This window comes from Buchnera aphidicola (Uroleucon sonchi) (assembly GCF_011035165.1).
GTDB classification, from domain to species: Bacteria; Pseudomonadota; Gammaproteobacteria; order Enterobacterales; family Enterobacteriaceae; genus Buchnera; species Buchnera aphidicola_BE.
In genome coordinates this window covers 293,870-320,121 of sequence record NZ_CP047588.1, presented here as the reverse complement: position 1 = coordinate 320,121, position 26,252 = coordinate 293,870, and the positions used below count along the sequence as shown (strand labels likewise).

Sequence of the window (26,252 nt, the reverse complement as noted above, 5' to 3'; positions counted from 1 at the left end):
ATTATTAAATAATTATAAATTATATTTATAATTACAAACATTATGCAGGATTATGAATATTAACAAATTGAACATCAAGATGATATTTTGCTTTTAACCAATTTCCCAATGATTTAATACCATCTTTTTCTGTAATATGATGTCCTAAAGAAAAAAAATGTATACCTAATTCTTTAGCAATGTGCATAGTTTCTTCGGAAATTTCACCAGTTAAAAATGCATCAATTCCTAATTTATATGCTTGTTTAATAAAATTTTGGCCTCGACCGCTACACCAAGCAATACGATGAATATATGAAGGAGCATTTTGATATAAATGTATTGGTGTAATTTGAAATTTATTTTTTATTCGTTCTACCAGTTCATCACTTGTAATTTTATTATCCATTGTGCCCCAAAAAACGTATGGTAAAATATTACCTTTAATAGAAATATTTAATTTTTTAGCAATTTGTGCGTTATTTCCTAGCTTTTTATGAGCATCTAATGGTAAATGCCAACTATACAAATTAATATCATTTATTAATATAGTTTTTAATCTTTCTTTTTGCATATTATGTATATATCTAGATTCATTTTTCCAAAAATAACCGTGATGGACAATTATCGCATCAACATTATAATATAATGCTTTGTTTAATAAATCTTGACAAGCAGTAACTCCTGTAATAATTTTTTTAACTGTTGATCTACCTTCAATTTGCAAACCGTTAGGAACAATATCATCGAATTGATGAGATGATAATTTTTCATTAATAAGCTTTTCTAAATCAAAATTATTCATTTTTTAAACCTCATTATTATATTGTGATTTTATTTTTTGAAACATTAACAAAAATTTTTTTCTACTAATATTATAATCAACAATAGGATCAGGATAATCTAATTTAGACCGTGTTATTTTAGACCACTTATGTGGTTCATGAATATATTGACTAGGAACTTGTTTTAACTCTGGGATAAATTTTTTAATAAAGTCACCAGATATATCAAATAATTTTGATTGACGCAATGGATTGAAAAACCTTGTATAAGGCACAAAATCACAACCAATTGATGCTGACCATTGCCATCCTCCACTATTTAATGCTACATCGCCATCAATTAAATGAGACATAAAATATTTTTCTCCTTGTCTCCAATCAATTAAAAGATTTTTTACTAAAAAACTAGCTGTAATCATTCTTAATCTATTATGCATCCAACCTAATTCGTTTAGTTGTCTCATACCTGCATCTACAATAGGAAAACCTGTATTACCTTCTTTCCAAGCATTAAAATATTTTATGTTATCTATCCAATCAATTTTTTTTTCCCATTGTATTAATGCTTGAGATTTACTAATTTTAGGATAACCAATTAATAAATGATAATAAAATTCACGCCATAATATTTGGTTAAACCAAGCAGAATGAAGAATATTTCCAAATGATTCTTTATTTTGCATTTGTTGTAACATACTTAAACAATGTCGCGATGATATTATTCCAGAAGATAAATATGGAGATAACATACTAGTATTATCTATAAAAGATAATTGTTTTTTTAAAGCGTATTGATTTACTTGATAAGCGCAAAAATTTTTTAAACGATCAATTGCTTTTGTTTCTCCGATAGGAAAAATATTTTTATTAAAATTTATAATTAAATTTTTTGAAGGTAAAGAATGAAAAAAAATATTTTTTTTGACTATTCGTTGAGATGGAATTAGTAAATTAATTTGTTTATTTTGATATAAAGTTTTAATAATTTTTTTCTTAAAATAAGAAAATATTTTATATGTGTTATTATTTTTATTTTTGATAATATTATTTGAAACTAACAGTTGATCATGAAAACCTTTTACAATGAATCCTTTTTGAGAAAGTTTTTTTTTTGCTAAACAATCTCGTTTACGCTCATTAATTGCATATTCATAATTATAAAACAAATTATTAATTTTATGATATTGACAGAAATATATCAAATATTTTACTGAATTTAAAAAATCAGTAGATTCATAATAATGTAAAATAATATTTAATTGAAATAATTCTCTTTTTAACGATTCTAAATGACAATATATGAAAGATCTTTTTTGATCAGACATATTGTGATTATTCCATTGATCAGGAGTGGCTATAAATAAACTTAACACTTGGTCTTCATTAGATTTGCAAGCCTCATATAAAGCTATATTATCGTGTACACGCAGATCATTACGAAACCACATTAAATTTTTTTTCATAAAGTTTATATATGTTAAATATTTATTATTTTTTTAAAAAATTTTATATTTTTAAAAAAATATAAAAAATTGTTTTTTAAAATTTTAATTATTTGAAATTTAAATTTTCAATTATACAATTAAGTTTATTATTACTGTAAGATAATAACATCGGTCGATCATTCACAATTTAATAAATATCATATAGAGAAAATAGAAAAAAATCGAGTAACAATTTATTGTTTTAATTTATAATATATTCAACGAATATTTATGATTAAGATTAATTATTTATATGCATTTTAATATTAATTTTTTGATAATATAAATATTATTTATTCTACTAATTATTTTTAAATTAAAATTATTTCATGCATATAATTTTTTATTATAAAAGCTTTACGAATAGACTATATATTTTAAAAATATATTTTATTACAGGATATTATAATGAAAAAAATAGGTATTTTCTTTGGAAGCGATACTGGAAACACAGAAAAAATAGCTAAATTAATTCAAAAATATATAGGTAATGATATTGCTATATTACATGATATTAATGAATCTTCAAAACAAGATATTGAAAAATTTACATTTTTAATACTAGGTATTCCTACTTGGTATTATGGAGAAGCTCAATGTGATTGGGATGATTTTTTACCAATTTTAAAAAAAATTAACTTTTCAAATAAAACAGTTGCGCTATTTGGATGTGGTGATCAAGAAGATTATAGTGAATATTTTTGTGATGCTATAAGTTTAATTTATAAAATTATAAAGAAGAATCATGGAAAAATAATTGGTAAATGGCCTACACAGGGATATTGTTTTGAACAATCTAAAGCTTTGTTGAATAAAGAGTATTTTGTTGGATTAATTTTAGACGAAGATCGACAGCCAGAACAAACTAAAGTTAGAATTAAAGAATGGTTAAAATTAATTCTCCCTCATTTTTCTTAAATTAATTTAAATAAAATTTTGATTTTTAAATAATATTTTTAAAATTAATTATTTATATACATTCATTACATTATATAAACTAATATTTTTTAAATAAAGTTATATTATTTAATTAAGTTATCTTGAATTCGTGTGTAATATTTACTATTAATAATATAAATATTTTAAAAAATTTTTATGCAGTATTAAGTTAAATCTTAATACTGCATGTTAAACTTTAAAATAATATATTCTTTTAAAAAATAAGCATAATTATACTTTCATTCCAGATATTAAATACACTAAATCTAGTACTTTACTGGAATAACCAGTTTCATTATCATACCAAGAAATTAATTTAGCAAAATTATTATTTAAAGATAAACTTGCTTTTGCATCAAAAATAGATGTTAATTCTTGACCATTAAAATCGCTAGAAACTACTTCATCTTCAGTATATCCTAAAATTCCTTTCATTTCTTCTTGAGAAGATTTTTTAATGATGTCACATATTTCATAATATGTAGCAGATTTTTTATAACGCACTGTTAAATCTACTACAGATACATTGGATACTGGTACACGAAAAGCTATACCGGTTAATTTACCATTTAGTTGTGGCAAAACTTTACCGACAGCCACTGCTGCTCCTGTAGAAGAAGGAATGATATTTTGCAATGCTCCTCTACCTCCTCTCCAATCTTTCAAAGAAGCACCATCAACAATTTTTTGTGTAGCTGTACTAGCATGCACTGTTGTCATTAATCCTTCAATAATCTCTAATTCATCATTAATAACTTTAGATAAAGGAGCCAAACAATTAGTTGTACAAGAAGCATTAGATACAATTTTTTCTCCTTTATATTGATCAAAATTAGCTCCTCGTACAAACATTGGTGTATCGTCTTTTGATGGCCCTGTAATAATGACTTTTTTTGCTCCAGATAAAATGTGCTTATAAGCTTGTTCTTGGGTTAAAAACAGACCTGTAGATTCAATTACGACATCAACATCTACATCATTCCACATTAATTGCGTCGGATCTTTAATTGCTGTAATACGAATATTTTTATTATTAATAACAATATTATTATTTAATATATGAATATTTTTTTTAAACACACCATGTGTTGAATCATATTTCAAAAGATAAGCAATATATTCTGGGTTTAATAAATCGTTAATAGCTACGATTTCAATACCTACACGTTTTTGAGCAAGCCGAAACAATACACGTCCAATACGACCGAATCCATTAATTCCTACTTTAATAGTCATATTTTCACCATTTTAAAAAAATTGTCTTGTATAATATACATAATTAATATTTTTTTAGTATTTTACTAGGATTAATTTTTGAAGCATAATATGCTGGATACCAATTTGTTGAAATACCTATGATTATAATACTACTAAAAATAATAATTATATCTAATAAATTTATTTCTAAAAGCAAGAAATGATTGTAATAAATATTATTTAACAAAATATTTTCTGGAAAATTTTTTTCTAAAAACAACATTATTTTTTTGCTATTTAAAATAACTGTTATTCCTAATAATAAACCTATCAACATTCCTATAAAAATAGAACGTAAACCGTAACATAAAAAAATTAGTTGAATAGTTGATTTACTAGCACCCATACTACGTAAAATAGCAATATCTTGTATTTTTTTAGATATAGTCATTAAAGAAATTGATGCAACACTAAAACAAGAAATTATCACTAGTAATGAAAGAATGATATAAACAATTGTTTTAATTTTACGAATATCATGATATATAGATTGATAATTATTGATCCAGGTATATACAAGTAGAGGAGTGCGTATTTGTGTTATAATTTTTTGAATAATCATATTTACATTGAATGGATCATGTATATGTAATTCAATACTATCAATTTTATTATTGATTTTAAAAAATTTTTCAAAAAAATTAAAAGGAATATATACAATGTTCGAATCTAATATTCCATTAGATTTAAATATTTTGATAACTTTAAAAGAAAAATTTTTAATATTAAAGTTATAATTCTCGTTATTTAAAAATATTAAATGAATTGAATCTCCAATTCGAATTGATAGCTTATTTGATAAATAAGATGAAATAACAATTTCATTTATGTTTTTTTTTTAAAAAAAATATTATTCTTTTCTGAAAAAACAAAACTTTTTTTTAAATATTTCATATGACTAAAACTTTTAATTTCAATTGTTTTAATTTTTTTATGGACAGTAAGTAATCCGCTAGTTAAAACATATGGTTCAGAATAAGAAATTTCTGGGATTGCATTTAATTTTCTTATTATATCTTGCCAATTTAAACTAGATTGATTGGTTAGTTTTATAATGGCATGAGGTATAGTTGATAAGATTGTTTGATTAAGTAATTTTTGGAAACCATTTAATGCGCTAAAACTCATAATTAGTGCAAATACACTAATACATATACCTATTCTAGATAAAATAGTAATAAAAAATATTGTATAATTTTTTTTTTCTTTAAAATACATTATTTTTGCAATTAAAAAAGGCAAATAATTTATCAAATTAATCCCCCCTTTTTAATTTTCATGGTTGAATAATTTTCCATTTTTCATATGAAATAAAAAAGGAATTTTTTTTATTACATTATAGTCATGTGTAACAATAATAAAAGAAGTGTTAAATTTAACATTAAATTCGCATATGAGATTTAAAATTACATCAATATGATATTTATCTAAATTTCCAGTTGGTTCATCTGCTATTATTAAATCTGGTTTATTTACAAAAGCTCTTGCAATAGCAACACGTTGTCTTTCACCTCCAGAAATTTCAGATGGATATTTTTTTATTTTATTTTCTAATTTAACCTTTTGGAGCATATTATATGCTATTTCTTTAGATTTTTTAATATTTTTATTATTAATTAACAGTGGCATAGCAACGTTTTCTAATACACTAAAATCTAACATTAAATGATGAAATTGATAAATAAAACCTAATTTTTTATTTCTAAATTGTGAAATTTCATTAGATGTCATAGAATCAAATGATTTGCCATTAAATGAGACTCTTCCAGAAGTTGGCGAATCTAAACTCGACAATACATGTAAAAAAGTAGTTTTTCCTGAACCAGATTCACCAATAATTCCTGCTATATCTCCTTTTTTTAATTGAAATGATATATTTCTTAAAATATCATAATTGATATCTCCATCTTTATAAGACTTGCTTAATTGTGTACATTCTATAATAATATTATTCATTATTTAATACTTGAGCAGGTTTTGATTGAATAGCCCTCCAAGAAGGGTATAATGTTGCAAAAATAGCAAATAATATAGATGCGATATTAATTAATAAAATTTGATAGGGTACGAAAATTAATGATATATTACTTTCATGAACGAAATAATTAATACAATATTTCAAAAAATTACTTTGTATTATTAATGCCATTGCAATAATTGTTCCTAAAGTACTGCCAATAATAACATTACTTGAACCAAATATAATGAATGTTAACATAATTTTCCAGTTAGATAATCCTTGTGTCTGTAAAATAGCAATAACACATTGATTTTCTGCTATATATGTAGTTAAATTAATGAAAATATTTAAAATCGATATAATTAATATTAAAAAAAACAAAAAAAACATAATATATTTTTCAATTTTCATTGCTTTAAATAATTCACCTTTTTGTAATTTCCAATCTAATAATATGAATTGATTTGTAATTTTTTTAAATGTGTTTAAATTTAAATGCAATGGATCATACAACCATATTCTCCAACCGCTAATATAATTCTTAGAATAATCTAAAAAATTTAAACTATCTTGTTTATTCATAATTATTTGATAATAATCAATTTCATTATTTGTAGAAAAAATATTAATTATTTTAAATATATGTTGATTAAAAATTTTTCCTGAAAAATTATTTTTTTTGTCAGATAATAAAATTAAATTAATTGTATCACCAATACATACATTCAGTTTTTTCGCTAATTGAGCTCCAATAATTATATTATATTGTCCTGATTTTAGTATTTTTAGAATATTTTTTTGATTGTAATTTTTTATATTATAATTATTTGTTGCATCAATACCAATAATTTCTGCCATAGAAATATTATTTTTACTTTGTGCAATAACTTCTTTACTAATCAAATTAGAAACTGTTTCAACGTTATTGATTTGTAAAATTTTTTTAGGAAAATCTGATATTCTAACATATTGATCATGATTAGTAATAATTAAATGAGGAACAAAAGACATAATATTTTTTTTAAAATCATGCTCAGATCCATTAATCATAGATATTGTAACAATAATTGCAACTGTACTAATCATAATACTAGTAATGGATAAAATCATAAAAATTTTTTTAAAATTAGTTAAATGCATATTCCATAAATAACGTATAGCAATAAAAAGATATATAGGTGTATACATTTCAATTCAATCTTTAAATTAATAATTTTTATTTGTTAAATTTTTATTTAATATAAATAACATTTTTGATCTTATATATATTTATATATTAAAATTAATAAAAAATTATATTGTTTGATTTTCAATCATATTACTAATTATTACACAATAAATATTTATACTGTAAAAAAATAAAATTTTAAAACATATTTATATATTCTAAAATATAATGTTAATGATATATATTTGATTAACTATTATTTTATTTAAAATAATTTCATATTTAAATATTAATAATGCGATTTTAATTATTTTACTATTATTAAATATTATTATTTAATATATTTAAAACTAATATTATTTAATAATAATTTTTTTAAAAAATATATTTTAAATTATGTTAAAAAAAAATTAAAATTCATGCTAATAATTATATATTAAATAAGATATATAAAATATTATTTTAATTTAATATGTATTAAAATTTATTAACAATTAAATAATTTATTAAAAATTAATAATTATTTTTCAAACAATCATATTTTATGAAAATGACAGAAAAAAAAGAATTAAAAAATAAAAATAATATTAATTTTAAAGATAAAAAAATATTAAATTTATTAAATAATATAAATTATTCAAATAATTTGAATAAACTACTGTCTCATCACTCTTCTTTTTCAGGAAAAATAATTTTTTCTTTAATTGAAAATGAACATTTAAACAATATTTTAAAATTTTTAAAAAAATATAATATACATCCAAAATATATTAAAAATATTCTTAATATAAATAAAAATATTAATTATTTCTATATGATAGATAATATTCAAAAGAGTTTTTTAGATAAAAAAAATAATATTTTATTTATTTGTATGCAAGATTTATTGCCAGGATTAATTTATAATTATAAATATGCTGATATTAAAAAAAATATTAATCTTTTTCAAACAGTAAATTTATCTCAATTAATTTTAAATCATCCTATTATACATATTGAACATGGAATTGGTCGATATCAAGGTTTAACTACAATTACAACAGCTAATATAAAATCAGAATATTTAATTATTTCTTATGCAGAAGGGGATAAATTATATGTTCCAGTATCATCTTTACATCTTGTATTACCTTATAATGAGTCCCCAATAGAACATGCTCCTCTTCATAAATTAGGAGGTGAAGAATGGTATAAAGAAAAAAATAAAATTAATAATATTATTTATGATCATGCAGCGTATTTATTAAAAATTTATGCAAAAAGAATCGTAGAAAAAGGTTATCCTTTTAGAATAGATGTAAAATTATATCAAGATTTTTGTAATGATTGTTTATTTAAAATAACAAAAGATCAATATGAAGTAATGCAATCCGTAATACAAGATATGTCAAAATCTATCCCTATGGATCGTTTAATTTGTGGTGATGTTGGTTTTGGTAAAACAGAAATTGCAATGCGCGCATCGTTTATATCTGTTTTAAATCATAAACAAGTTGTTGTTTTGGTGCCAACTACTTTATTAGCACAACAACATTATAGAAATTTTAAAAATAGATTTCGTAATTATTCTTTTATAATTAATATATTATCTAGATTTCAAACATTACAAGAACAAAATATAATTTTTAAAGAATCTCAAAATGGAAAAATTAATATTTTAATAGGAACTCATAAACTTTTATTTAAACAGATACAATGGTTCAATCTAGGATTATTAATTATTGACGAAGAACATAGATTTGGAGTGAATCATAAAGAAATTATTAAAAAAATGTACTCTCATGTTGATATTCTCACTTTGACAGCTACACCAATACCCCGTACTTTAAACATGGCTATCACTGGTATCAAAGATTTATCTATTATTTCTAGCCCTCCATCTACAAGACTTGCTATTAAAACTTTTATTCAAGAGTATAATCCTTTATTGATTAGAAAAACAATATTACGTGAAATTGCAAGAGGGGGGCAAATCTATTATATATATAATAAAGTCCAAAATATTATCAACATTGCTAAAAAACTATCAATATTAATTCCTGAAGCAAGCATTAAAATAGGTCATGGTCAAATGAATAATATTGAGTTAAAAAAAGTTATGAATGAATTTTATAATAATAAATTTCATGTTTTAGTATGTACTACAATTATTGAAAGCGGCGTTGATATACCTCAAGCAAATACAATTATTATTGAAAATTCAGATCATTTTGGATTATCTCAATTACATCAACTACGTGGACGTGTTGGTAGATCAAGTCATCAAGCATATGCTTTATTTTTAGTAAATAATTTTAAAACTATCACATCAGATGCAAAAAAAAGATTAGACGCAATTTCTTCAGTAGATAATTTTGGTGGTGGTTTTTCTTTATCTAATCAAGACCTTGAAATTAGAGGGGTAGGTGAAATTTTAGGTCAAGAACAAAGTGGTCATATAAAAAAAATAGGTTTTTCTTTATATATAGAATTATTAAATAATGCAGTAAATTTACTAAAACAAGGAAAAATTTTATCTTCTAATCAGACATTAGAAAAATCATTAGAAACTCAATTATGTGTATCTTCTTTATTACCTGATGATTATATTGTAGATGTTAATACAAGATTATATTTTTATAAAAAACTTGCTAATGCTAAAAAAGAAATACAAATAGAAGAAATACAAGCTGACTTAATTAAACAATTCGGACAGCTACCTAATTTTTCTAAAAATTTAATTTTAATTGCGAAAATTCGATTAATATCGAATCAAATAGGTGTTAAATATATAAAGTCTAATAATAAGATAGGATTAATAAAATTTCATAATGATAATTCGCTAAATATTAAATATTTACTAAAAATATTTCAAAAAGAACCTAGAATTTGGAAAATGATTAATGAAACAAAAATTCAATTTGTTATTAATTTTGATAATGATGATTTGCGTCTTAATTGGATTTTAAATACATTAAAAAATTTATGTAATAATATGTCAACGTAATGTAATATTATATTCATTTATATAATAAAATTTTAAGTATTGTTTTATTATTAAAATATCAAAGGAATTATATGAAAAGAGTAGTTTATATTGCTAATTCAGATAGTAAAAAAATAGAAGTATGGAGTTTATATGATAATGGTGATATGAATTTAATACAAAAAGTAGAAACATATAGCGAAGTTCAACCTATAAATATTATTCAAAATAAAAAATTATTATATGCTGGATTATCTAACAATGAAATTATTACTTATAAAATAGATTTAAACGGATTGCTAACGCAAGCAAGCAAAATTGCTTTTCCAGCAAAAGCAAATTTTTTTTCTTTTGATCAAAATAAAAAATTTCTATTTTGCAGCTCTTATCATTCTAATTCTCTTATTGTATCTCCTTTAGATATAGATGGAATTCCTCAAAATCCTATACAAATTATTTGTGATATAAAGGGTTGTCATGCTGCAAAAATAAATTATAAATATAATATACTATGTATTACAGCTCTTAAAGAAGACTGTATTTATTTATATTATTTAACAGATTGTGGAATATTAAAAGACACTGAACAGAAAATATTTTACACTCTAAAACAATCAGGACCTCGTCATATTACGTTTCATCCTAATCAAAATATTATTTATATTATTAATGAATTAAGTGGTACAATAGATGTTTGGAAAATATATTATAAAAATAATAGTATACAAGTAAAAAATATACAAAATGTTCATATTACGAATAAAACAGTATTACAAAATTATTGGTCTGCCGATATTCATATCACATCATGTGGACGTTTTTTATATGCAACTGATCGTTTATTGAATATAATTTCACTATTTTATATCAATCCTAATAATAATAAAATTATTTTTTTTAAAAGCTATAAAACAGTAGATCAACCTAGATCATTTTGTATTGATTCTAAAGATCAATATTTAATAGTTGCAGGAGAAAAATCAAATACATTTATTATATATAATATTATTCAAAAGACTGGTGAATTAAAAAAAGTTAATATATATCATACAGGCAATAGACCTATATGGATTCTGATACATCAATTAGATTAAAATAAAATTTATAAAAATAAAGAATTATGATCGAATGCTTTTAGAATAACATTAGTTAACTTATTTAATTCATTCATACTGATAATATAAGGTGGTAAAATATAAATTAATTTTTTAAATGGTCTAATCCAAACACCATTATTAACAAAAAATTTCTGTATTAAAAACATATTAATTAGTCGTGAGCATTCAATAACCCCAATAGCTCCTAATATACGTACATTAATTACATATGGATGATTGATTAATGGTGATAATGTTTTCAGGAGTTGTTTTTCAATATTAGATACTTGTATTTTCCATTGATTTGTATTTAATATTTTTATATTGGCATTAGCGACCGCACATGCTAATGGATTTCCCATGTAAGTCGGACCATGCATGAAGCACTTAGTTTCGCATTCACTAATAATATCTGCAATTTTTCGTGACGTCAAAGTAGCAGCTAAAGTTATTGTACCTCCAGTGATTGATTTTCCTAAACATAATATATCCGGTATAACATTAGCATATTCAAAGGCAAACATTTTACCCGTTCTACCAAACCCTGTAGCAATTTCATCAAAAATTAATGGAATCGAATAATACTGACATAAATTTTGAATTTTTTTTAAATAAGTTGGATGATAAAAATTCATCCCACCTACACCTTGAACAATAGGTTCTAATATTACTCCTGCTATTTTATGAGAATTTTTTTCTATTATTTTTTGAAAAGATATAATATCACTATTATTCCAGTGATCATGAAAAGAAGAAACGGGCGCATCAGCAAATAAATTTTTTGGCAGTAAATTGTGATATATTTTATGAAAAGAATTTTTTGGATCAGATATAGACATTGCTGCAAAAGTATCACCATGATAACCATTGCGAATAGTTAAAAATAGTTTTCTTTTTTGACCTAACGATTGCCAATATTGTATTGACATTTTTAGCGCGATTTCAATCGCAACTGAACCAGAATCAGATAAAAACACGCAATCTAATTTTTTAGGTGTTAAAGATATAAGTTTTCGACATAATGCAATTGCTGCAGGATGTGTAATTCCACCAAACATGACATGTGACATTTTTTTTATTTGTTTTTTTAAAGCTTTATTTAAAAGAGGATGATTGTAACCATGTATTACTGACCACCATGAAGACATTCCATCTATAATATTTTTTCCATTTTTTAATTTTAAATACACTCCTTTAGCAGAAGTTACAGTATAGCAAGGAATAGGATTAGTCATTGAAGCATAGGGATGCCAAATATGTTGTTGATCAAAAAATCTATCAGATTTACTCATAATAATTTACAATAAATATTAAATAGTTAAGTATAACCTTTTAATTAAAGAAAAAATATATTTTTTGGAGATAAATCATGAAAAAAATATGGACTCTCAAAGAAACGAGGATGCTTTTTAAAAAACCTTTTTTTGATTTAATGTTTCAAGCACAACAAGAACATCGAAAGCACTTTAATCCCAATATGATACAAGTTAGTACTTTATTGTCAATTAAAACAGGATCATGTCCAGAAGATTGCAAGTATTGCCCACAAAGTTCTAGATATAAAACAGGCTTAAAATCAGAACCTTTATTAAAAATAGAAAAAATTATTAATGCTGCTAAACAAGCAAAATCTTCTGGTTCAAGTAGATTTTGCATGGGAGCAGCATGGAAAAACCCTAAAGATAAAGATATGCCTTATTTAGAACAAATCATTAAAAAAATAAAAAAATTAGGAATGGAAACGTGTATGACTTTAGGTTCTTTGACTAATGAACAGGCAAAAAAATTATTTAATGCAGGTTTAGATTACTATAATCATAATTTAGATACATCTAAAGATTTTTACCAAAATATTATTACTACTCGTACGTATCAAGAAAGACTCAATACATTAAATGTCGTTCGTAATTCTGGTATAAAAATATGTTCTGGCGGAATTATTGGTTTAGGAGAAAAAATAGAAGATCGCATGCAATTATTAATGCAATTATCTAATTTATCTATTCCTCCAGAAAGTGTACCAATTAATATGTTGGTAAAAATACCAGGCACTCCAATGGAAAATAATGATAATATAGATCCATTTGACTTTATTCGTATTATTGCTGTAGCACGTATCATGATGCCGAAATCTTATATTAGATTATCTGCTGGACGTAAAAATATGAATCATCAAACTCAGGCTATGTGTTTTATGGCTGGAGCAAATTCTATTTTTTATGGATGTAAATTATTAACAGCAGATAATCCAAAAGAAAAACATGATTTAAAATTATTAAAAAAACTAAATTTATATCCAGAATATAAAAAAGAAAATACATCGCAAGATTTTCAAAATAAATCTTTTATAAAATTTTCAAAAATTAATAAAAATCAATACTATAATGCTGATACAGCATAATATAAAAAGATTTTTAATTGTATTATCAATGTTTGATAAAATATTGGAATATAAAATATTTTTTAAAAATAATTTGATTTTTATTATAATATTTTTATTAATACAATGAAATATTAATTATTTATAAGAATAATTTTATTATTATTTTCAGAGTAATTCAATATTATTATATAATATATTCGAATATACATAATAATTTATATTGAGTTACTCTTATCTAGGATAGATTATATTTTGAAAATATTTTAATAATAATTTATTAATATATAATCTATAATTATTAATATTTATTATGTATTATGAATGTATTATTATATTATATAAGAATAATTATGATAAAAAAATTTTTTATTACTGGAACAGACACTAATGTTGGTAAAACAATTGTAAGTAGCATTTTATTGAAAAAAGCCGCTACGTATGGATACCGAACAGCAGCATATAAACCTATTTCTTCAGGAGGGAAAAAAATATCAAATATTATTTTAAATAATGATACAATAATTCTCCAAAAAAGTAGTTCTATTCAATTAAGTAAAAAAGAAATTAATCCTATTGCATTTTTTGAATGTGGACCTCCACATATTTTAAGTTATCTTGCTAATCATCATATTAAACAAAGAGATATGTCTTTAGGTTTAAAAAAAATTGAAAAAAAAAGTAATTGGATTATAATTGAAGGTGCTGGAGGTTGGTATACCCCATTATCTTATCAAAACACTTTTTCAGATTGGGTTAAAAAAGAAAAATTAACCGTTGTAATAATCATCGCAATTAAATTAGGTTGTATCAATCATGCTATTTTAACAGAAAAAGCTATTTTTTCTGAACACATTAAATGTGGAGGTTGGATAGCTAATAATATCAATCCAAAAAATAAATATAATATCGATTATATAAAAACTTTACTACATTATATTAAATCACCTTTTTTGGGAGAAATTCCATATTTACAGGATCATACTCAAATAGATTTGAGTAGTATTTCTATTATACTTCCTCAATAAAATTAAAGTATATTGTTTTAAAAAATTAAAATGTATATATTTTAAATTAATATATATTAGTTTAAAATATAAACAGGGTATTTTAAACACATATCTAATACTTGTTTTTTTATGGCACAAATATTTTTATTATCACTAATATTATTTAAAATATCAGCGATCCAATTTGATATGATATATGATTCTTTTTCTTGAAAACCTCTTCTAGTAATAGCAGCGGTACCAATGCGTATACCTGAGGTAATAAAAGGACTTTTCGCATCATTTGGTATAGTATTTTTATTAATTGTAATATTAGCTTTACTTAATGCAATATCTGCCTCTTTCCCAGTAATATTCTTATTAGTTAAATCAATTAAAAAAAGATGATTATCAGTTTTTTTTGAGATTACGGCATATCCTCTTTCTAAAAAATTTTTTACCATAATTTGAGAATTTTTTATTATTTGTTGTTGATATATTTTAAATTTTGGTTCTAAAGCTTCTTTAAAAGCAATAGCTTTCGCAGCAATTACATGCATTAAAGGCCCTCCTTGTGCTCCAGGAAAAACTGACAAATTTAATTTTTTATATAAATTTTCATTGCCATTTTTAGCAAGTATTAATCCCCCACGTGGTCCTGCTAATGTTTTATGTGTTGTACTTGTCACTACATGTGCATAATTAATTGGACTAGGATATATTTTAGCTGCTATCAAACCAGCTATATGAGCTATATCAACAATAAAATACGCATTAACTACATTTGCAATTTCACGCATTTTTTTCCAATCACATATTCCAGAATATGCTGAAAAACCACCTATAATCATTTTAGGTTTATATTTTTTCGTTAAATATAATAATTCTTCATAATTAATTATTCCATGATTATCTACGCCATATGAAATGACATTATACATTTTTCCTGAAAAATTTACAGAAGCGCCATGCGTTAAATGACCTCCATGTGATAATTTCATTCCTAATATTGTATCGCCTGGTTTTAATAGTGCTGTATAAACAGCAAAATTTGCTTGAGATCCAGAATGAGGTTGAACATTGGCATAGTCAGCATGAAACAATTTTTTGGCTCGATTAATTGCTATTTCTTCTATTCGATCTACATATTGACACCCTCCATAATAACGTTTCCCAGGATATCCTTCTGCATATTTATTAGTTAATTGCGAACCTTGTGCATACATAACATATTCACTAGCATAATTTTCTGATGCAATAAGTTCTATATGATTCTCTTGTCGTATTTTTTCTTTTTTTATTGCATCCCATATTTCTGGATCATATTTTGAAAAATCTATTTTGTTATTCAATTTTTTTTACCTAATAATTCAGTTCCATTAAAATTATCTAAAAATATTTTGAATCTTGATCATAAGATCTTGTTTTAAAATACAATGTTCTATATTTTTTTCTAAATCTTTAACTATAAAACAATTTTTTTTAATTTCTTCATCTTTTATAAAAATTATCATTTTTGCCAAAGAATTTATAGCATGTTTTATTTTTTTTTTTATATTTTGTTGAAAAAAATTAATAAACACTTTTAATGTTGGATATAAATTTCTTATTTCTTCAGATAATTGAACAGCTAAATTTTTATTGTGATTTTCAATAAAAATAATATAAATGTTAATCTCTTCTAATGTTTCAGAAAAAATATTTTTTAATTTCATTAATAATACTAACCGTTCTATACCTATTGCAAATCCAATAGCTGGAGTTTGTATTCCTCCCATCTCTTCTACTAACGAGTCATATCTACCTCCTGCACAAATAGTATTTTGCGATCCTAATGCATCACTTTTCCATTCAAAAACTGTACTATTATAATAATCTAATCCTCGTATTAAATTAGAATTATATTCATATTGAATATTATAAAAACTTATCATTTTACATAAATTATTAAAATATTTTTTAGAATTAATATTAATATATTCACTTAATAATGGTGCATCAGCTAATATTTTTTGTATATTTTCATTTTTAGAATCTAAAATTCGTAATGGATTAGTATATAATCTTCTTTTACAATCTTCATCTAATAAATGTTCATACTTTTTAAGAAAAATCACTAATTTTTTTTTGTATTCAAAACGTTCTGTTTTAGATCCAATATAATTAATTTCTAGTTTCATATATGAATTAATTCCAATTCTCTTCCATATACGACTGATTAACATAATGATTTCTAAATCAATATCTGCAGTGTCAATACCAAAAACTTCTGCTCCTAATTGATGAAATTGACGATATCTTCCTTTCTGAGGTCTTTCATATCGAAACATAGGCCCTATATACCAGAATCTATTATTTTTTTTTTGTAATAAATTATTTTGTATGATAGATCTAACACAACTTACTGTTCCTTCTGGACGTAAAGTCAAACTGTTACCATTTCTATCATCAAAAGAATACATTTCTTTTTCTATTACATCAGTAACATCCCCTATAGCTCTTTTAAAAATAGAAGTTTTTTCTAATAAAGGTAGTCTAATTTCTAAATAACAGTAACTAGTTAGTATTTCTTTTAATATGGTTTCTACATAATTCCAAATAATTAATTCATGTGGAAGACAGTCATGCATTCCTCTAACCGATTGTATTTGTTTTTTCACTATTTTCTCGTATTTAAAATATAAATAAAAATTAATTTTATTTTTTAATTTTGTAACTCATATATTTTTTTCCTGATTTTTTTTTCTAAATCTTCTACAATATCTTCATTTTTTAATTTATTTTTCTGACGGATTCCATCTTCATATAATGTACTACTTTTATGACCTCCAGTTAATCCCAATGTTGCTATTTTTGCTTCACCAATTCCATTAACAATGCAACCGATAATTGATACATCTAAAGGAAACGAAATATCTTCTAATTTTTTTTCTAATTGATTAACTACTTTAATAACATCGAATTCTTGTCGAGAACAAGTAGGGCAAGCTATAAAATTAATACCTCTTGATCTTAATCCTAAAACTTTTAATATATCATAAGCAACTTTAACTTCTTCAACAGGATTAGCTGCTAAAGAAATTCTTATTGTATCTCCAATACCATCTAAAAGCAAAATAGACAGACCTATAGAAGATTTGACTGTTCCATTTCTTAATCCTCCAGCTTCTGTTATACCAATATGTAAGGGTTGTGTAATATGTCTTCTTAAGATACGATATGCATCAACAGCTAAAAATACATTGGATGCTTTCACGCTAACTTTAAATTGATTAAAATTTAAACTGTCAAAATATTCAATATTTCTTATTGCAGATTCAACTAAAGCTTTAGAAGTAGGAAATTTATATTTTTTTAATATATCTTTTTCTAACGATCCTGCATTTACACCAATTCGAATAGGAATATTTTTATCTTTCGCATAATTAATTATTTCTGATACTTTTCTTTGATTGCCAATATTACCAGGATTAATTCTTAAACAATCAGCTCCATATTCAATGGCTTTTAAAGCTAATCTATAATCAAAATGAATATCTGCAATTAATGGAATTTTAATCTTTTTTTTAATGATTTTAAAAGATTCTGCATCTTGAAAAGTTGGTATAGATACTCGCACGATATCAGCACCGACTTTTTGTAATTCTAAAATTTGATTAATCGTTTCTACAGTATTTGATGTTTTAGTATTAGTCATAGATTGCACTGAAATAGGAGAATTATTACCAATAGGAACATTTCCAATATAAATGCGATCCGAATATTTTCTATTAATTTTTTGATATATATTCATAATATTTTATTTACTTTATTAGATAAATCATAAAAATACAAATAATTTATGTGTTGATAATATTGATTATTTTACTACCAGTTAATTGACCACATGCTGCATTAATATCTTTCCCACGATTTTTTCTAATCATTACAGTAAATCCTTTATCTCTTAAAATGTTTGCAAACATGTTAATTCTATTTATATTGCTACATATAAAAGATGAACCTAAAAATGAATTCCATGGAATTAAATTAATTTTACTTGGTATATTTTTTAATAAATGAGCTAATTGTTTCGCATTATTATTAGAATCATTTATGTTTTTCAGCATAACATATTCTATTGTAATACCATTTCGATTTGCATAAGAATATTGTATATATTTTTTTGCTGAATTTAAAACACAATTAATATTGTATTTTTTGTTAATTGGCATAATTAAATTTCTTATATCATCATTTGGAGCATGTAAAGAAATAGCTAAACAAATATCAACCATTTTTCTTAATTTATCTAATGCTGGCACAATACCTGATGTAGATAGAGTAATACGACGTTTTGATAAGCCGAAACCATATTCATCTAAAATAATTTGCAAAGCAGTAACAACATTATTTAAATTTAATAACGGTTCCCCCATACCCATAAAAACTATATTAGTAATTCGATTGTTAATGTTTTTTTTCTTTAAAGTTTTATTTGCTTGCCAAATTTGAGCAATTATTTCAGAAACTTTTAAATTTCTTTGAAATTTTTTTTGTCCAGTTGCACAAAAATGACATTTTAAAGCACACCCAATTTGTGAAGATACACATAAAGTGGCACGTTTTTTTTCAGGTATATAAACTGTTTCTATTTTTTGATGATTAATATCAGTAATCCATTTAATTGTACCATCATTCGAAATTCTTTCTTCGATAAATTTAGATGCAAATATTACAGATTTTTTATATAATTTGTTTCTAATTTGCATGCTAATATTGAACATGTTATCAAAGTTATTAGAATAATGATTATAAATCCAATTCATAATTTGTTTTGTAGCAAATTTTTTAGCTCCTAAAGAAATAAGAAAAGTGTTCAAATTTTTTCGATTTAAATCTAATAAATTGATCTTAGATGTAGATATTTGGGGTATATTAATATTCTTATACATTTATTAACCTAAAAATAGATATATAAATATCTTGTGCTAAATATTTTTATTGCTTCTTTATAAAAGAATAAAATTTTTTCCTTTTTTAATAAATTATTTAGTTTTTAAGTAAATTAATTTCAATTAAATACTAAAAACATTGAAAATATGTTAGTATTCTAATAAATAATACCATTAAAATAGGAAAATATAATGCGTCCAATGTTAAATATTGCTGTTCGTGCAGTACGAACAGGAGGCAATTTTATTATTCAAAATTATGATATACGTAAATTTATACAAGAAGATCGAGAAAAAAAGAAATTTTTTATTAAAACCATTTTATATAAAACCAATAAAATTATCAGTGATATGATATATAAATCATACCCTAATCATATTATTTTACCAAATAATCAATATAATTTATTACATCAAAATAAAAATAATAATACTATTTGGATTATCAATGAATTAGATGGAAAAAATAATTTTATTAAACATTTTCCACATTTTTGTGTTTCTATTGCTATTTTTATAAAACATATCAATGAAGTTTCTGTAATATATGATCCAATAAAAAATGATTTATTCACAGCAATTAAAGGACAAGGTTCACAATTAAATGGATATAGAACAAGATGTAGCAATGTTAACAATTTACATTCTACTACTGCTGCAATATATTTTCCTAACAAAAACATTGATCAAAAATTATTATGTTGTAAAATATACCAGCAATTAATTTTATGTGGAATTTCTTTAAGATATACAGGTTCTACTGTATTAGACTTGGCTTATGTTGCAGCTGGAAAAATAGACTGTTTATTTTATTTTAATCTACATAAAGATAATTATATAACAGGTATGTTACAAGCGCAAGAATCAGGTTGTTTAATAAATACATTTAAGGAATCAAATAATAGTCATAATTACTGTGTTTATATTATTAGTAGTCCACAATTTATTAAATTAATTACAGAAAAAATACAAAAAAATCATACTTAATAAACTATAAAAATAATATTTTTCTTTTAAAATATACAATATTATTGATTTATCACACGCCATGTTTTATTCAAAAAAAACTGCTGACTAAACTATCAAATCTCTTTTTTCTTAGAAATCATATAATATGTTTTATTATGTCTAATAAAATGCACTGTTGTTTTATTTGCTTTATTATTAATTATATAGGAGTAGATAAATAGTGTATTTTTTTGATAATAAATATTAAAATTTATCTGATTTTTTTGTCATGAAAATCTAGTTTTTTAAAAATTCAGTATAAGTATTTTCAGCAAATAAAATATTTTACACACTTTTTTTAAAAATAAACTACTTATTGAATTTTTTATATAATAGCTCTGAAAATTAAGTAGGTTCTAATTTTGGTTTAGTTATATTATTATTAGGCAAAATTTTTTTGATTTTTTTATATTATGTATTAATACATATAAAAATTTTTTCTAATTTCATAAAACTAATATAACTAAGATTGTTAATATAAATATGAAATGAGATATTTTATTCATTGAATCAATATTGATTAATATACTATATTTTTACATGTATTAACTGACTTAGTAGAATAATATTATATTATTTAAGAAAAATCATTTAATAGAATTAAATTTATCAATTATTTACAATGTTTTGTAGAATTATTTATATCTCTTGTATAAATTACAGAAAACTAGTGAAAGCATTTTTTTTAAATTCAAAAGAGTATTTGAAAATAGAAGTTTGGATAAAATGATTAAGGTGAATACTACCTTTATTCTAAAAGTTTTTTAATTTGTTATAATTTTGTAAAAATCTTAAAAAAATTATTTAATAGTTTTATTTATTAAATTTTATTATCTAAAATTATAGTAATTTTTTGTTGCATCTTAGAATTAAAATTTTAATCTATTAAATTCTTAAAATTTTTTTAATCGTATTATAAGTTTGTTCTCGATTTTTTTCTGTATAAAATTTTCAGTTTATAAATTGTAACATATTTTTTTATATTTTTGATATAATTAAAGAGCAAATAGATAATTTTCCAATACTTTTTCTCATTTTATTAAACGAACTAATAATATATTCGTGAAACTAGATAAAAAAAATTAGTAAATTCTTAATTGATTGTAAATTTATGTATATTTCATGTATTTTCTATATGTATAAATAGTATTTTAATTATATTTATTTTTTATTTTTAAAATTTTGTTTTACCATTAAACGTAATCATTTTTTATAATTTAAATCAATATGAAAATGTTAATTTTTATAGATTAATATTTTGAATGATTTACTAAATATACTATACATAAATCTTAAATTTATATAAATTTTCTGTATTATAATACAGAGTTGTTATATTAATTTTTTTACTATAATTTCCAAGGCTCAAATAGTTTCATTTTCTTTTGTGTCAAACTTATTTTTAGTCCATATAATATTTTTAAGAAAATATTTATTTCCATAAAATTGTTAATATATATTATGATTTTTGAACTAAATTAGTACCTAGATGATAAAAATTTTAGTTTTAATATGTATAATATGATTTTATTTATATAATTTTGTACTAAAAACATTTTTTTATATTTAAATTTAAAATTAAATTAGCAAATTTATTATTAATTGTTAGTAATAAATGGTATAGATGATGTTTATAAATTATTTTTTCAAATTTTTAATAATATTTTTATATCTGTAATAATCAACACTGCTACTGATTGAACATGATTTTATCAGATAAAATTTTATCAATTTTTTATAATCAAATTCTAATACTACATATAATCTACAATTCGATGCATTAACCAATATAATTTTTATAAATATAATTGATGTATATTTATATAAATAATATTTTTAAATATTTTAATAATAAAATATTTAGTAATTTTACTAAATATTAAACGACTGAATTTATTAAGATCTCTTCTCTTATAATTTTCTTTAAGTTATAGGGAAATTTCTTTGTTCTATCTAAATTTGTAGCAAGGTATCTAATTAACTTCATAAGCAATATTTTTTTAATTTAGAAATATTTGTTTTGTATTCAATAAAATATAATATTCAGCTTGTTCATTAGCATAAAAGTTAATTTTAATATTTTCTATAAAAAATTTTTTTATTTTCATACAATAGGATTGATGATATTTTTTATTTTTTTTGATCGTTTAATTTTTTTTTAAATTTTATATATATTTTATATTGTATTTAATTATATATTTATAACTTAAATATTTATTAATCATTTTTTGTCTAAAGATTTTACTAGAATAAGAAATTTTCACATGTTTTATCCGTTAATTATATTTGTAATAATATAAATTTTTAAAAAAAATAAAATTACTGACTTAATTATTTATAATAATTTAATATAACTATTATGCTTTAAATTATTAATAATATTTATAAAAAAGATTTTAAAAAAAAATTTTTTTAATTTTATCTAAAACTAATGCGGAAAAGTATTCTAACATTGTTTTACGATAGATATATTTAATACTTAATAAATTATATTCTTTCATTTTTGAGATTAATATATCATCACTAGTGCTAATTTGATCTACTAATTTTTTTTGTAAAGCCATGCTGCCAAACCAATGCTCTCCATTAGATACATCATTAATATTTAACGAAGGTCGCATATCTTTAATAAAATTTTTAAAAAGCATGTGTGTGGTATTCAGTTCTTCGCAAAATTTATTACGCGTTGATTCTGTATTATTTCCAAACATTGTTAAAGTGCGTTTATAATCTCCTGCAGTATGTAATTCAATATCTATATCACGTTTTTTTAACCATTTATTAAAATTTGGTATTTGTCCAACTACTCCAATAGAACCAACTATTGCAAATGGTGCTGAAATAATATAATTTGCCACACATGCCATCATATATCCTCCGCTAGCTGCAATTTTATCTATAGAAATAATTAAATATATTTTTTTTTGACGCAATCTCTGTAATTGAGCAGCAGCTAATCCATATCCATGAATTACTCCTCCAGAACTTTCTAATCTTAATAAAACTGCATCATCTTTATTTGCTACTGAGAGTATTGCAGAAATTTCTTCTCTCAATCCTGATACTTGATTAGCATTTATATCTCCTTTAAAATCTAAAATATATAATGTTTTATTTTTATATTGTTCTTGATTTTTATTTTTTTGATTTTTTAACCATATTTTTTGTTCAAATTTTGTCATTTTAGATAATAAAATATCATTTTGATTTTTACGGTATTGCTTATTCAATAAGGTAATTTTAAATATATTTTTATTTTTCATTTTATTTTTTTTTATTATATTTAATAATATTAATAAAGAAAAACTAATGATAATCCATGTTATGATTTTTGCTAAAAATAATTCGTAATTGATAAGTAAATTCACAAAATAAACCTTTTAAAAGATAAAAATTTTTCTATTAGATAGGCATATAAAAAAATATAAATAATATTATAAAAATTTTATTTCATTCTTGAAAAGATGCTAACTTAAATAAATTTTTTAATAAAATAGTATTTAATTGCATCCAATGCCCTGGTTGTAATGTTTTAGGTAAAATAATATTTCCATATCGTATTCTGATTAAACGATTTACTTGACATTTAACTTGTTTCCACATATGTCTAATTTCACGATTTTTTCCTTCACATAAAACAACTTTAAACCATTTATTTTTTGATACTATTCTAGTATTAATAGATTCTATACTTTTAAATGCAGCGTAACCAGTTTTAATTTTAACACCATTTTGTAAAATATTTATTATTTTGTTATTAACGTACCCAAAAACACGAATATAATATTCTCTTTCTATTTTATTCTTAGGATGCATAAGTTGATTAGCTAAATTGCCATTATTTGTAAATAATAATAATCCTTTAGTATTAATATCTAATCTACCAACACTAATCCATCTATAAGCATCTAATAAAGGTAATCGATTGAATACAGTATTACGATTTTTTTGATCTTTTTTAGTGCAAATTTCTCCTTCAGGTTTATTATATAAAATTACTTTAGTATGATATTTCTGATATTTTATAGGTATGATTTGTCCTTTTATCATAATTTGTCCAGGATGTTTCAGATTAATACGTTGACCAATTATCGCTGTTTTACCATTAATAGATACCTCTTTCTCTAAAATCATTTGTTCAATTCCACGACGTGAAGCATACCCTAAATGAGATAATAATTTTTGTATTTTTTGATTCATTCATCAAACCTTAATTTTTGTATTTTTTGATAATTAAACTGAATTAATGTTAATAATATTCCTAAAAATAATGGAAAAATAAACCATATTTTACACAATGATATTGTTTGTTTATCAAGATAATTTTCTAAAAATATTGAAATTATTGGAAAAATTAAAAAAACAGTAGAAGAATACAATGCACTGATTTTTTTTTGTAAATAAAAATATGCTAAAATACCAAAAATTCCAGAAAAATTACCAAGATAAAATACAGCTAAAATAGATCTATTAGAAAAATTTGTTATTTGAGGATTTTCTAAAAACCAAGATATTATTGATAATAATATTCCAGATAACAACGATGGTAAAGCATTAAAAGTGATTACAGAAATATTATAACATTTTCTTTGACATTCGGAATAAATGACAGCGTGACTACATAAAGCAATTAATAAAGCCAAAATTCCTTTCCATTGAACAAAGCACTGAGATTCTAATTCTGACAATAAAATAACAAATAATGTAAATAAAGAAAGTAATATCCCTATTTTTTGAGTCAGACAGATTTGTTTTTTAAAATATAAAAATGATATCATTAATACAACTACTGGCATATTAGAAAATATTAATGAAGCCATTGAAGCACTTACATATATTCCTCCATATAACATTAATGTAAATGGTATAGAAAAATAAAAAATTGAAATAATCAATTGAAACCATCTTTTTCCAGATGGGAATAAAAGAGGAGTTTTTGTATAGTATGCAAGAAACATAAATAATGGAGATGCTGATAAAAAACGTATTCCAGTTGCAAAAAATGGAGGAATTGTTTCTATTGCAATTTTCATTGCAATCCATGTTGTTCCCCAAGTAATAGTAACTAAAAGAAATAATATCATCACTAATATTTTACTCATTATAAAATTCCTCAAAAAAAATAAAACATCTAACATAAATTATATTTTAAAAAATAGTTATATTTTTATTTCACTATCATTAAATTATCTATAAAGTTTTATGAAAAGTTTATAAATTTAAATTGAATTATTTATATCAATCGATTATTGTTAAATTTTAAAAATATAAATTTAAAAATATTTTATTTTTAATAATCTTGATAAT

General features: G+C 22.3%; 20 protein-coding genes and 1 pseudogene. 6 read left to right on the top strand and 15 right to left on the bottom strand.

Going from position 1 to position 26,252, the window contains the following annotated elements; translation table 11 throughout:
* Positions 1 to 40: 40 nt before the first annotated feature.
* The gene (locus GUU85_RS01405) at positions 41 to 784 is read right to left on the bottom strand and encodes a Nif3-like dinuclear metal center hexameric protein (RefSeq protein WP_163119268.1); all 744 of its coding nucleotides are present in this window, start codon (positions 782 to 784) and stop codon (positions 41 to 43) included.
* Positions 777 to 2,227: pseudogene (gene phrB, locus GUU85_RS01400) on the bottom strand (deoxyribodipyrimidine photo-lyase). Before phrB ends, GUU85_RS01405 begins: the two are co-directional and overlap by 8 nt.
* 429 nt (positions 2,228 to 2,656) lie before the next feature.
* Between phrB and fldA the strand changes: the two are divergent.
* A complete protein-coding gene (fldA, locus tag GUU85_RS01395; protein ID WP_163119266.1) occupies positions 2,657 to 3,166 on the top strand; it encodes a flavodoxin FldA in 510 nt (169 codons plus the stop codon).
* Between the two features lie 252 nt (positions 3,167 to 3,418).
* Here the strand turns inward: fldA and gap are convergent, their stop codons facing one another.
* From gap to GUU85_RS01375, 5 genes are all read right to left on the bottom strand, one after another.
* On the bottom strand, positions 3,419 to 4,423 hold the full coding sequence (gap, locus tag GUU85_RS01390) for a type I glyceraldehyde-3-phosphate dehydrogenase (RefSeq protein WP_163119264.1): 1,005 nt from the start codon (positions 4,421 to 4,423) through the stop codon (positions 3,419 to 3,421).
* A 43-nt stretch (positions 4,424 to 4,466) separates the two neighbouring features.
* Positions 4,467 to 5,006, bottom strand: a complete 540-nt coding sequence (locus GUU85_RS02915) for an FtsX-like permease family protein (protein ID WP_254056351.1) — start codon at positions 5,004 to 5,006, stop codon at positions 4,467 to 4,469.
* Between the two features lie 263 nt (positions 5,007 to 5,269).
* A complete protein-coding gene (locus GUU85_RS02910; protein ID WP_254056350.1) occupies positions 5,270 to 5,698 on the bottom strand; it encodes a hypothetical protein in 429 nt (142 codons plus the stop codon).
* A gap of 15 nt (positions 5,699 to 5,713) precedes the next feature.
* Positions 5,714 to 6,400 (bottom strand): lipoprotein-releasing ABC transporter ATP-binding protein LolD, encoded by a 687-nt coding sequence (gene lolD / locus GUU85_RS01380; protein ID WP_163119262.1) that lies wholly within the window; start codon positions 6,398 to 6,400, stop codon positions 5,714 to 5,716.
* Positions 6,393 to 7,592, bottom strand: coding sequence for an FtsX-like permease family protein (locus GUU85_RS01375; protein WP_163119260.1), 1,200 nt, complete (start codon positions 7,590 to 7,592; stop codon positions 6,393 to 6,395). The genes lolD and GUU85_RS01375 overlap by 8 nt, the downstream gene beginning before the upstream one ends.
* A gap of 530 nt (positions 7,593 to 8,122) precedes the next feature.
* On the opposite strand from GUU85_RS01375, the gene mfd reads away from it, so the two are divergent.
* Both mfd and GUU85_RS01365 read left to right on the top strand, forming a co-directional pair.
* Positions 8,123 to 10,558, top strand: coding sequence for a transcription-repair coupling factor (gene mfd, locus GUU85_RS01370; RefSeq protein WP_254056349.1), 2,436 nt, complete (start codon positions 8,123 to 8,125; stop codon positions 10,556 to 10,558).
* A gap of 71 nt (positions 10,559 to 10,629) precedes the next feature.
* Positions 10,630 to 11,631, top strand: a complete 1,002-nt coding sequence (locus GUU85_RS01365) for a beta-propeller fold lactonase family protein (protein ID WP_163119256.1) — start codon at positions 10,630 to 10,632, stop codon at positions 11,629 to 11,631.
* A gap of 8 nt (positions 11,632 to 11,639) precedes the next feature.
* Here GUU85_RS01365 and bioA read toward each other — a convergent pair whose 3' ends face one another.
* On the bottom strand, positions 11,640 to 12,926 hold the full coding sequence (gene bioA, locus GUU85_RS01360; protein WP_163119254.1) for an adenosylmethionine--8-amino-7-oxononanoate transaminase: 1,287 nt from the start codon (positions 12,924 to 12,926) through the stop codon (positions 11,640 to 11,642).
* Between the two features lie 77 nt (positions 12,927 to 13,003).
* Here bioA and bioB point away from each other — a divergent pair, with 77 nt between their 5' ends.
* Entirely contained in the window at positions 13,004 to 14,035 is a 1,032-nt protein-coding gene (gene bioB / locus GUU85_RS01355) for a biotin synthase BioB (protein WP_163119252.1), read from the top strand.
* Between the two features lie 332 nt (positions 14,036 to 14,367).
* Positions 14,368 to 15,042: a dethiobiotin synthase gene (gene bioD / locus GUU85_RS01350; protein ID WP_163119250.1), complete on the top strand. Its 675-nt coding sequence runs from the start codon at positions 14,368 to 14,370 to the stop codon at positions 15,040 to 15,042.
* A gap of 56 nt (positions 15,043 to 15,098) precedes the next feature.
* Here bioD and glyA read toward each other — a convergent pair whose 3' ends face one another.
* From glyA to rlmN, 4 genes are read right to left on the bottom strand one after another with little or no spacing between them, the layout of a single operon-like run.
* Entirely contained in the window at positions 15,099 to 16,355 is a 1,257-nt protein-coding gene (gene glyA / locus GUU85_RS01345) for a serine hydroxymethyltransferase (RefSeq protein ID WP_163119248.1), read from the bottom strand.
* Positions 16,356 to 16,388: 33 nt separating this feature from the next.
* Positions 16,389 to 17,663 carry a histidine--tRNA ligase gene (hisS, locus tag GUU85_RS01340; protein WP_163119246.1) on the bottom strand — a complete coding sequence of 425 codons (1,275 nt, stop codon included), beginning with the start codon at positions 17,661 to 17,663 and terminating at the stop codon, positions 16,389 to 16,391.
* Between the two features lie 44 nt (positions 17,664 to 17,707).
* Positions 17,708 to 18,796 (bottom strand): flavodoxin-dependent (E)-4-hydroxy-3-methylbut-2-enyl-diphosphate synthase, encoded by a 1,089-nt coding sequence (gene ispG, locus GUU85_RS01335; protein WP_254056368.1) that lies wholly within the window; start codon positions 18,794 to 18,796, stop codon positions 17,708 to 17,710.
* 46 nt (positions 18,797 to 18,842) lie between these two features.
* The gene (rlmN, locus tag GUU85_RS01330) at positions 18,843 to 19,937 is read right to left on the bottom strand and encodes a 23S rRNA (adenine(2503)-C(2))-methyltransferase RlmN (protein ID WP_163119245.1); all 1,095 of its coding nucleotides are present in this window, start codon (positions 19,935 to 19,937) and stop codon (positions 18,843 to 18,845) included.
* A 192-nt stretch (positions 19,938 to 20,129) separates the two neighbouring features.
* Between rlmN and GUU85_RS01325 the strand changes: the two genes are divergently transcribed.
* Positions 20,130 to 20,924, top strand: a complete 795-nt coding sequence (locus GUU85_RS01325; protein ID WP_163119244.1) for an inositol monophosphatase family protein — start codon at positions 20,130 to 20,132, stop codon at positions 20,922 to 20,924.
* A gap of 2,417 nt (positions 20,925 to 23,341) precedes the next feature.
* On the opposite strand, the gene sohB is transcribed toward GUU85_RS01325, so the two are convergent.
* From sohB to GUU85_RS01310, 3 genes are all read right to left on the bottom strand, one after another.
* A complete protein-coding gene (gene sohB / locus GUU85_RS01320) occupies positions 23,342 to 24,313 on the bottom strand; it encodes a protease SohB (protein ID WP_163119243.1) in 972 nt (323 codons plus the stop codon).
* Between the two features lie 82 nt (positions 24,314 to 24,395).
* A complete protein-coding gene (locus tag GUU85_RS01315) occupies positions 24,396 to 25,145 on the bottom strand; it encodes a pseudouridine synthase (protein WP_163119242.1) in 750 nt (249 codons plus the stop codon).
* Positions 25,142 to 26,047 carry a DMT family transporter gene (locus GUU85_RS01310; RefSeq protein WP_163119241.1) on the bottom strand — a complete coding sequence of 302 codons (906 nt, stop codon included), beginning with the start codon at positions 26,045 to 26,047 and terminating at the stop codon, positions 25,142 to 25,144. The genes GUU85_RS01315 and GUU85_RS01310 overlap by 4 nt, the downstream gene beginning before the upstream one ends.
* Between the last annotated feature and the right edge of the window lie 205 nt (positions 26,048 to 26,252).

What these genes read in the sequence shown, in the direction of transcription:
- bioB (WP_163119252.1), top strand. Translation starts at nt 13,004, where the DNA reads ATGAAAAAAATATGGACTCTCAAAGAAACGAGGATGCTTTTTAAAAAA.
- ispG (WP_254056368.1), bottom strand. Translation starts at nt 18,796, where the DNA reads ATGAATATATATCAAAAAATTAATAGAAAATATTCGGATCGCATTTAT.
- GUU85_RS02915 (WP_254056351.1), bottom strand. Translation starts at nt 5,006, where the DNA reads ATGATTATTCAAAAAATTATAACACAAATACGCACTCCTCTACTTGTA.
- gap (WP_163119264.1), bottom strand. Translation starts at nt 4,423, where the DNA reads ATGACTATTAAAGTAGGAATTAATGGATTCGGTCGTATTGGACGTGTA.
- GUU85_RS01325 (WP_163119244.1), top strand. Translation starts at nt 20,130, where the DNA reads ATGCGTCCAATGTTAAATATTGCTGTTCGTGCAGTACGAACAGGAGGC.
- GUU85_RS01365 (WP_163119256.1), top strand. Translation starts at nt 10,630, where the DNA reads ATGAAAAGAGTAGTTTATATTGCTAATTCAGATAGTAAAAAAATAGAA.
- rlmN (WP_163119245.1), bottom strand. Translation starts at nt 19,937, where the DNA reads ATGTATAAGAATATTAATATACCCCAAATATCTACATCTAAGATCAAT.
- fldA (WP_163119266.1), top strand. Translation starts at nt 2,657, where the DNA reads ATGAAAAAAATAGGTATTTTCTTTGGAAGCGATACTGGAAACACAGAA.
- lolD (WP_163119262.1), bottom strand. Translation starts at nt 6,400, where the DNA reads ATGAATAATATTATTATAGAATGTACACAATTAAGCAAGTCTTATAAA.
- GUU85_RS01310 (WP_163119241.1), bottom strand. Translation starts at nt 26,047, where the DNA reads ATGAGTAAAATATTAGTGATGATATTATTTCTTTTAGTTACTATTACT.
- GUU85_RS01405 (WP_163119268.1), bottom strand. Translation starts at nt 784, where the DNA reads ATGAATAATTTTGATTTAGAAAAGCTTATTAATGAAAAATTATCATCT.
- bioD (WP_163119250.1), top strand. Translation starts at nt 14,368, where the DNA reads ATGATAAAAAAATTTTTTATTACTGGAACAGACACTAATGTTGGTAAA.
- GUU85_RS01315 (WP_163119242.1), bottom strand. Translation starts at nt 25,145, where the DNA reads ATGAATCAAAAAATACAAAAATTATTATCTCATTTAGGGTATGCTTCA.
- mfd (WP_254056349.1), top strand. Translation starts at nt 8,123, where the DNA reads ATGACAGAAAAAAAAGAATTAAAAAATAAAAATAATATTAATTTTAAA.
- bioA (WP_163119254.1), bottom strand. Translation starts at nt 12,926, where the DNA reads ATGAGTAAATCTGATAGATTTTTTGATCAACAACATATTTGGCATCCC.
- GUU85_RS01375 (WP_163119260.1), bottom strand. Translation starts at nt 7,592, where the DNA reads ATGTATACACCTATATATCTTTTTATTGCTATACGTTATTTATGGAAT.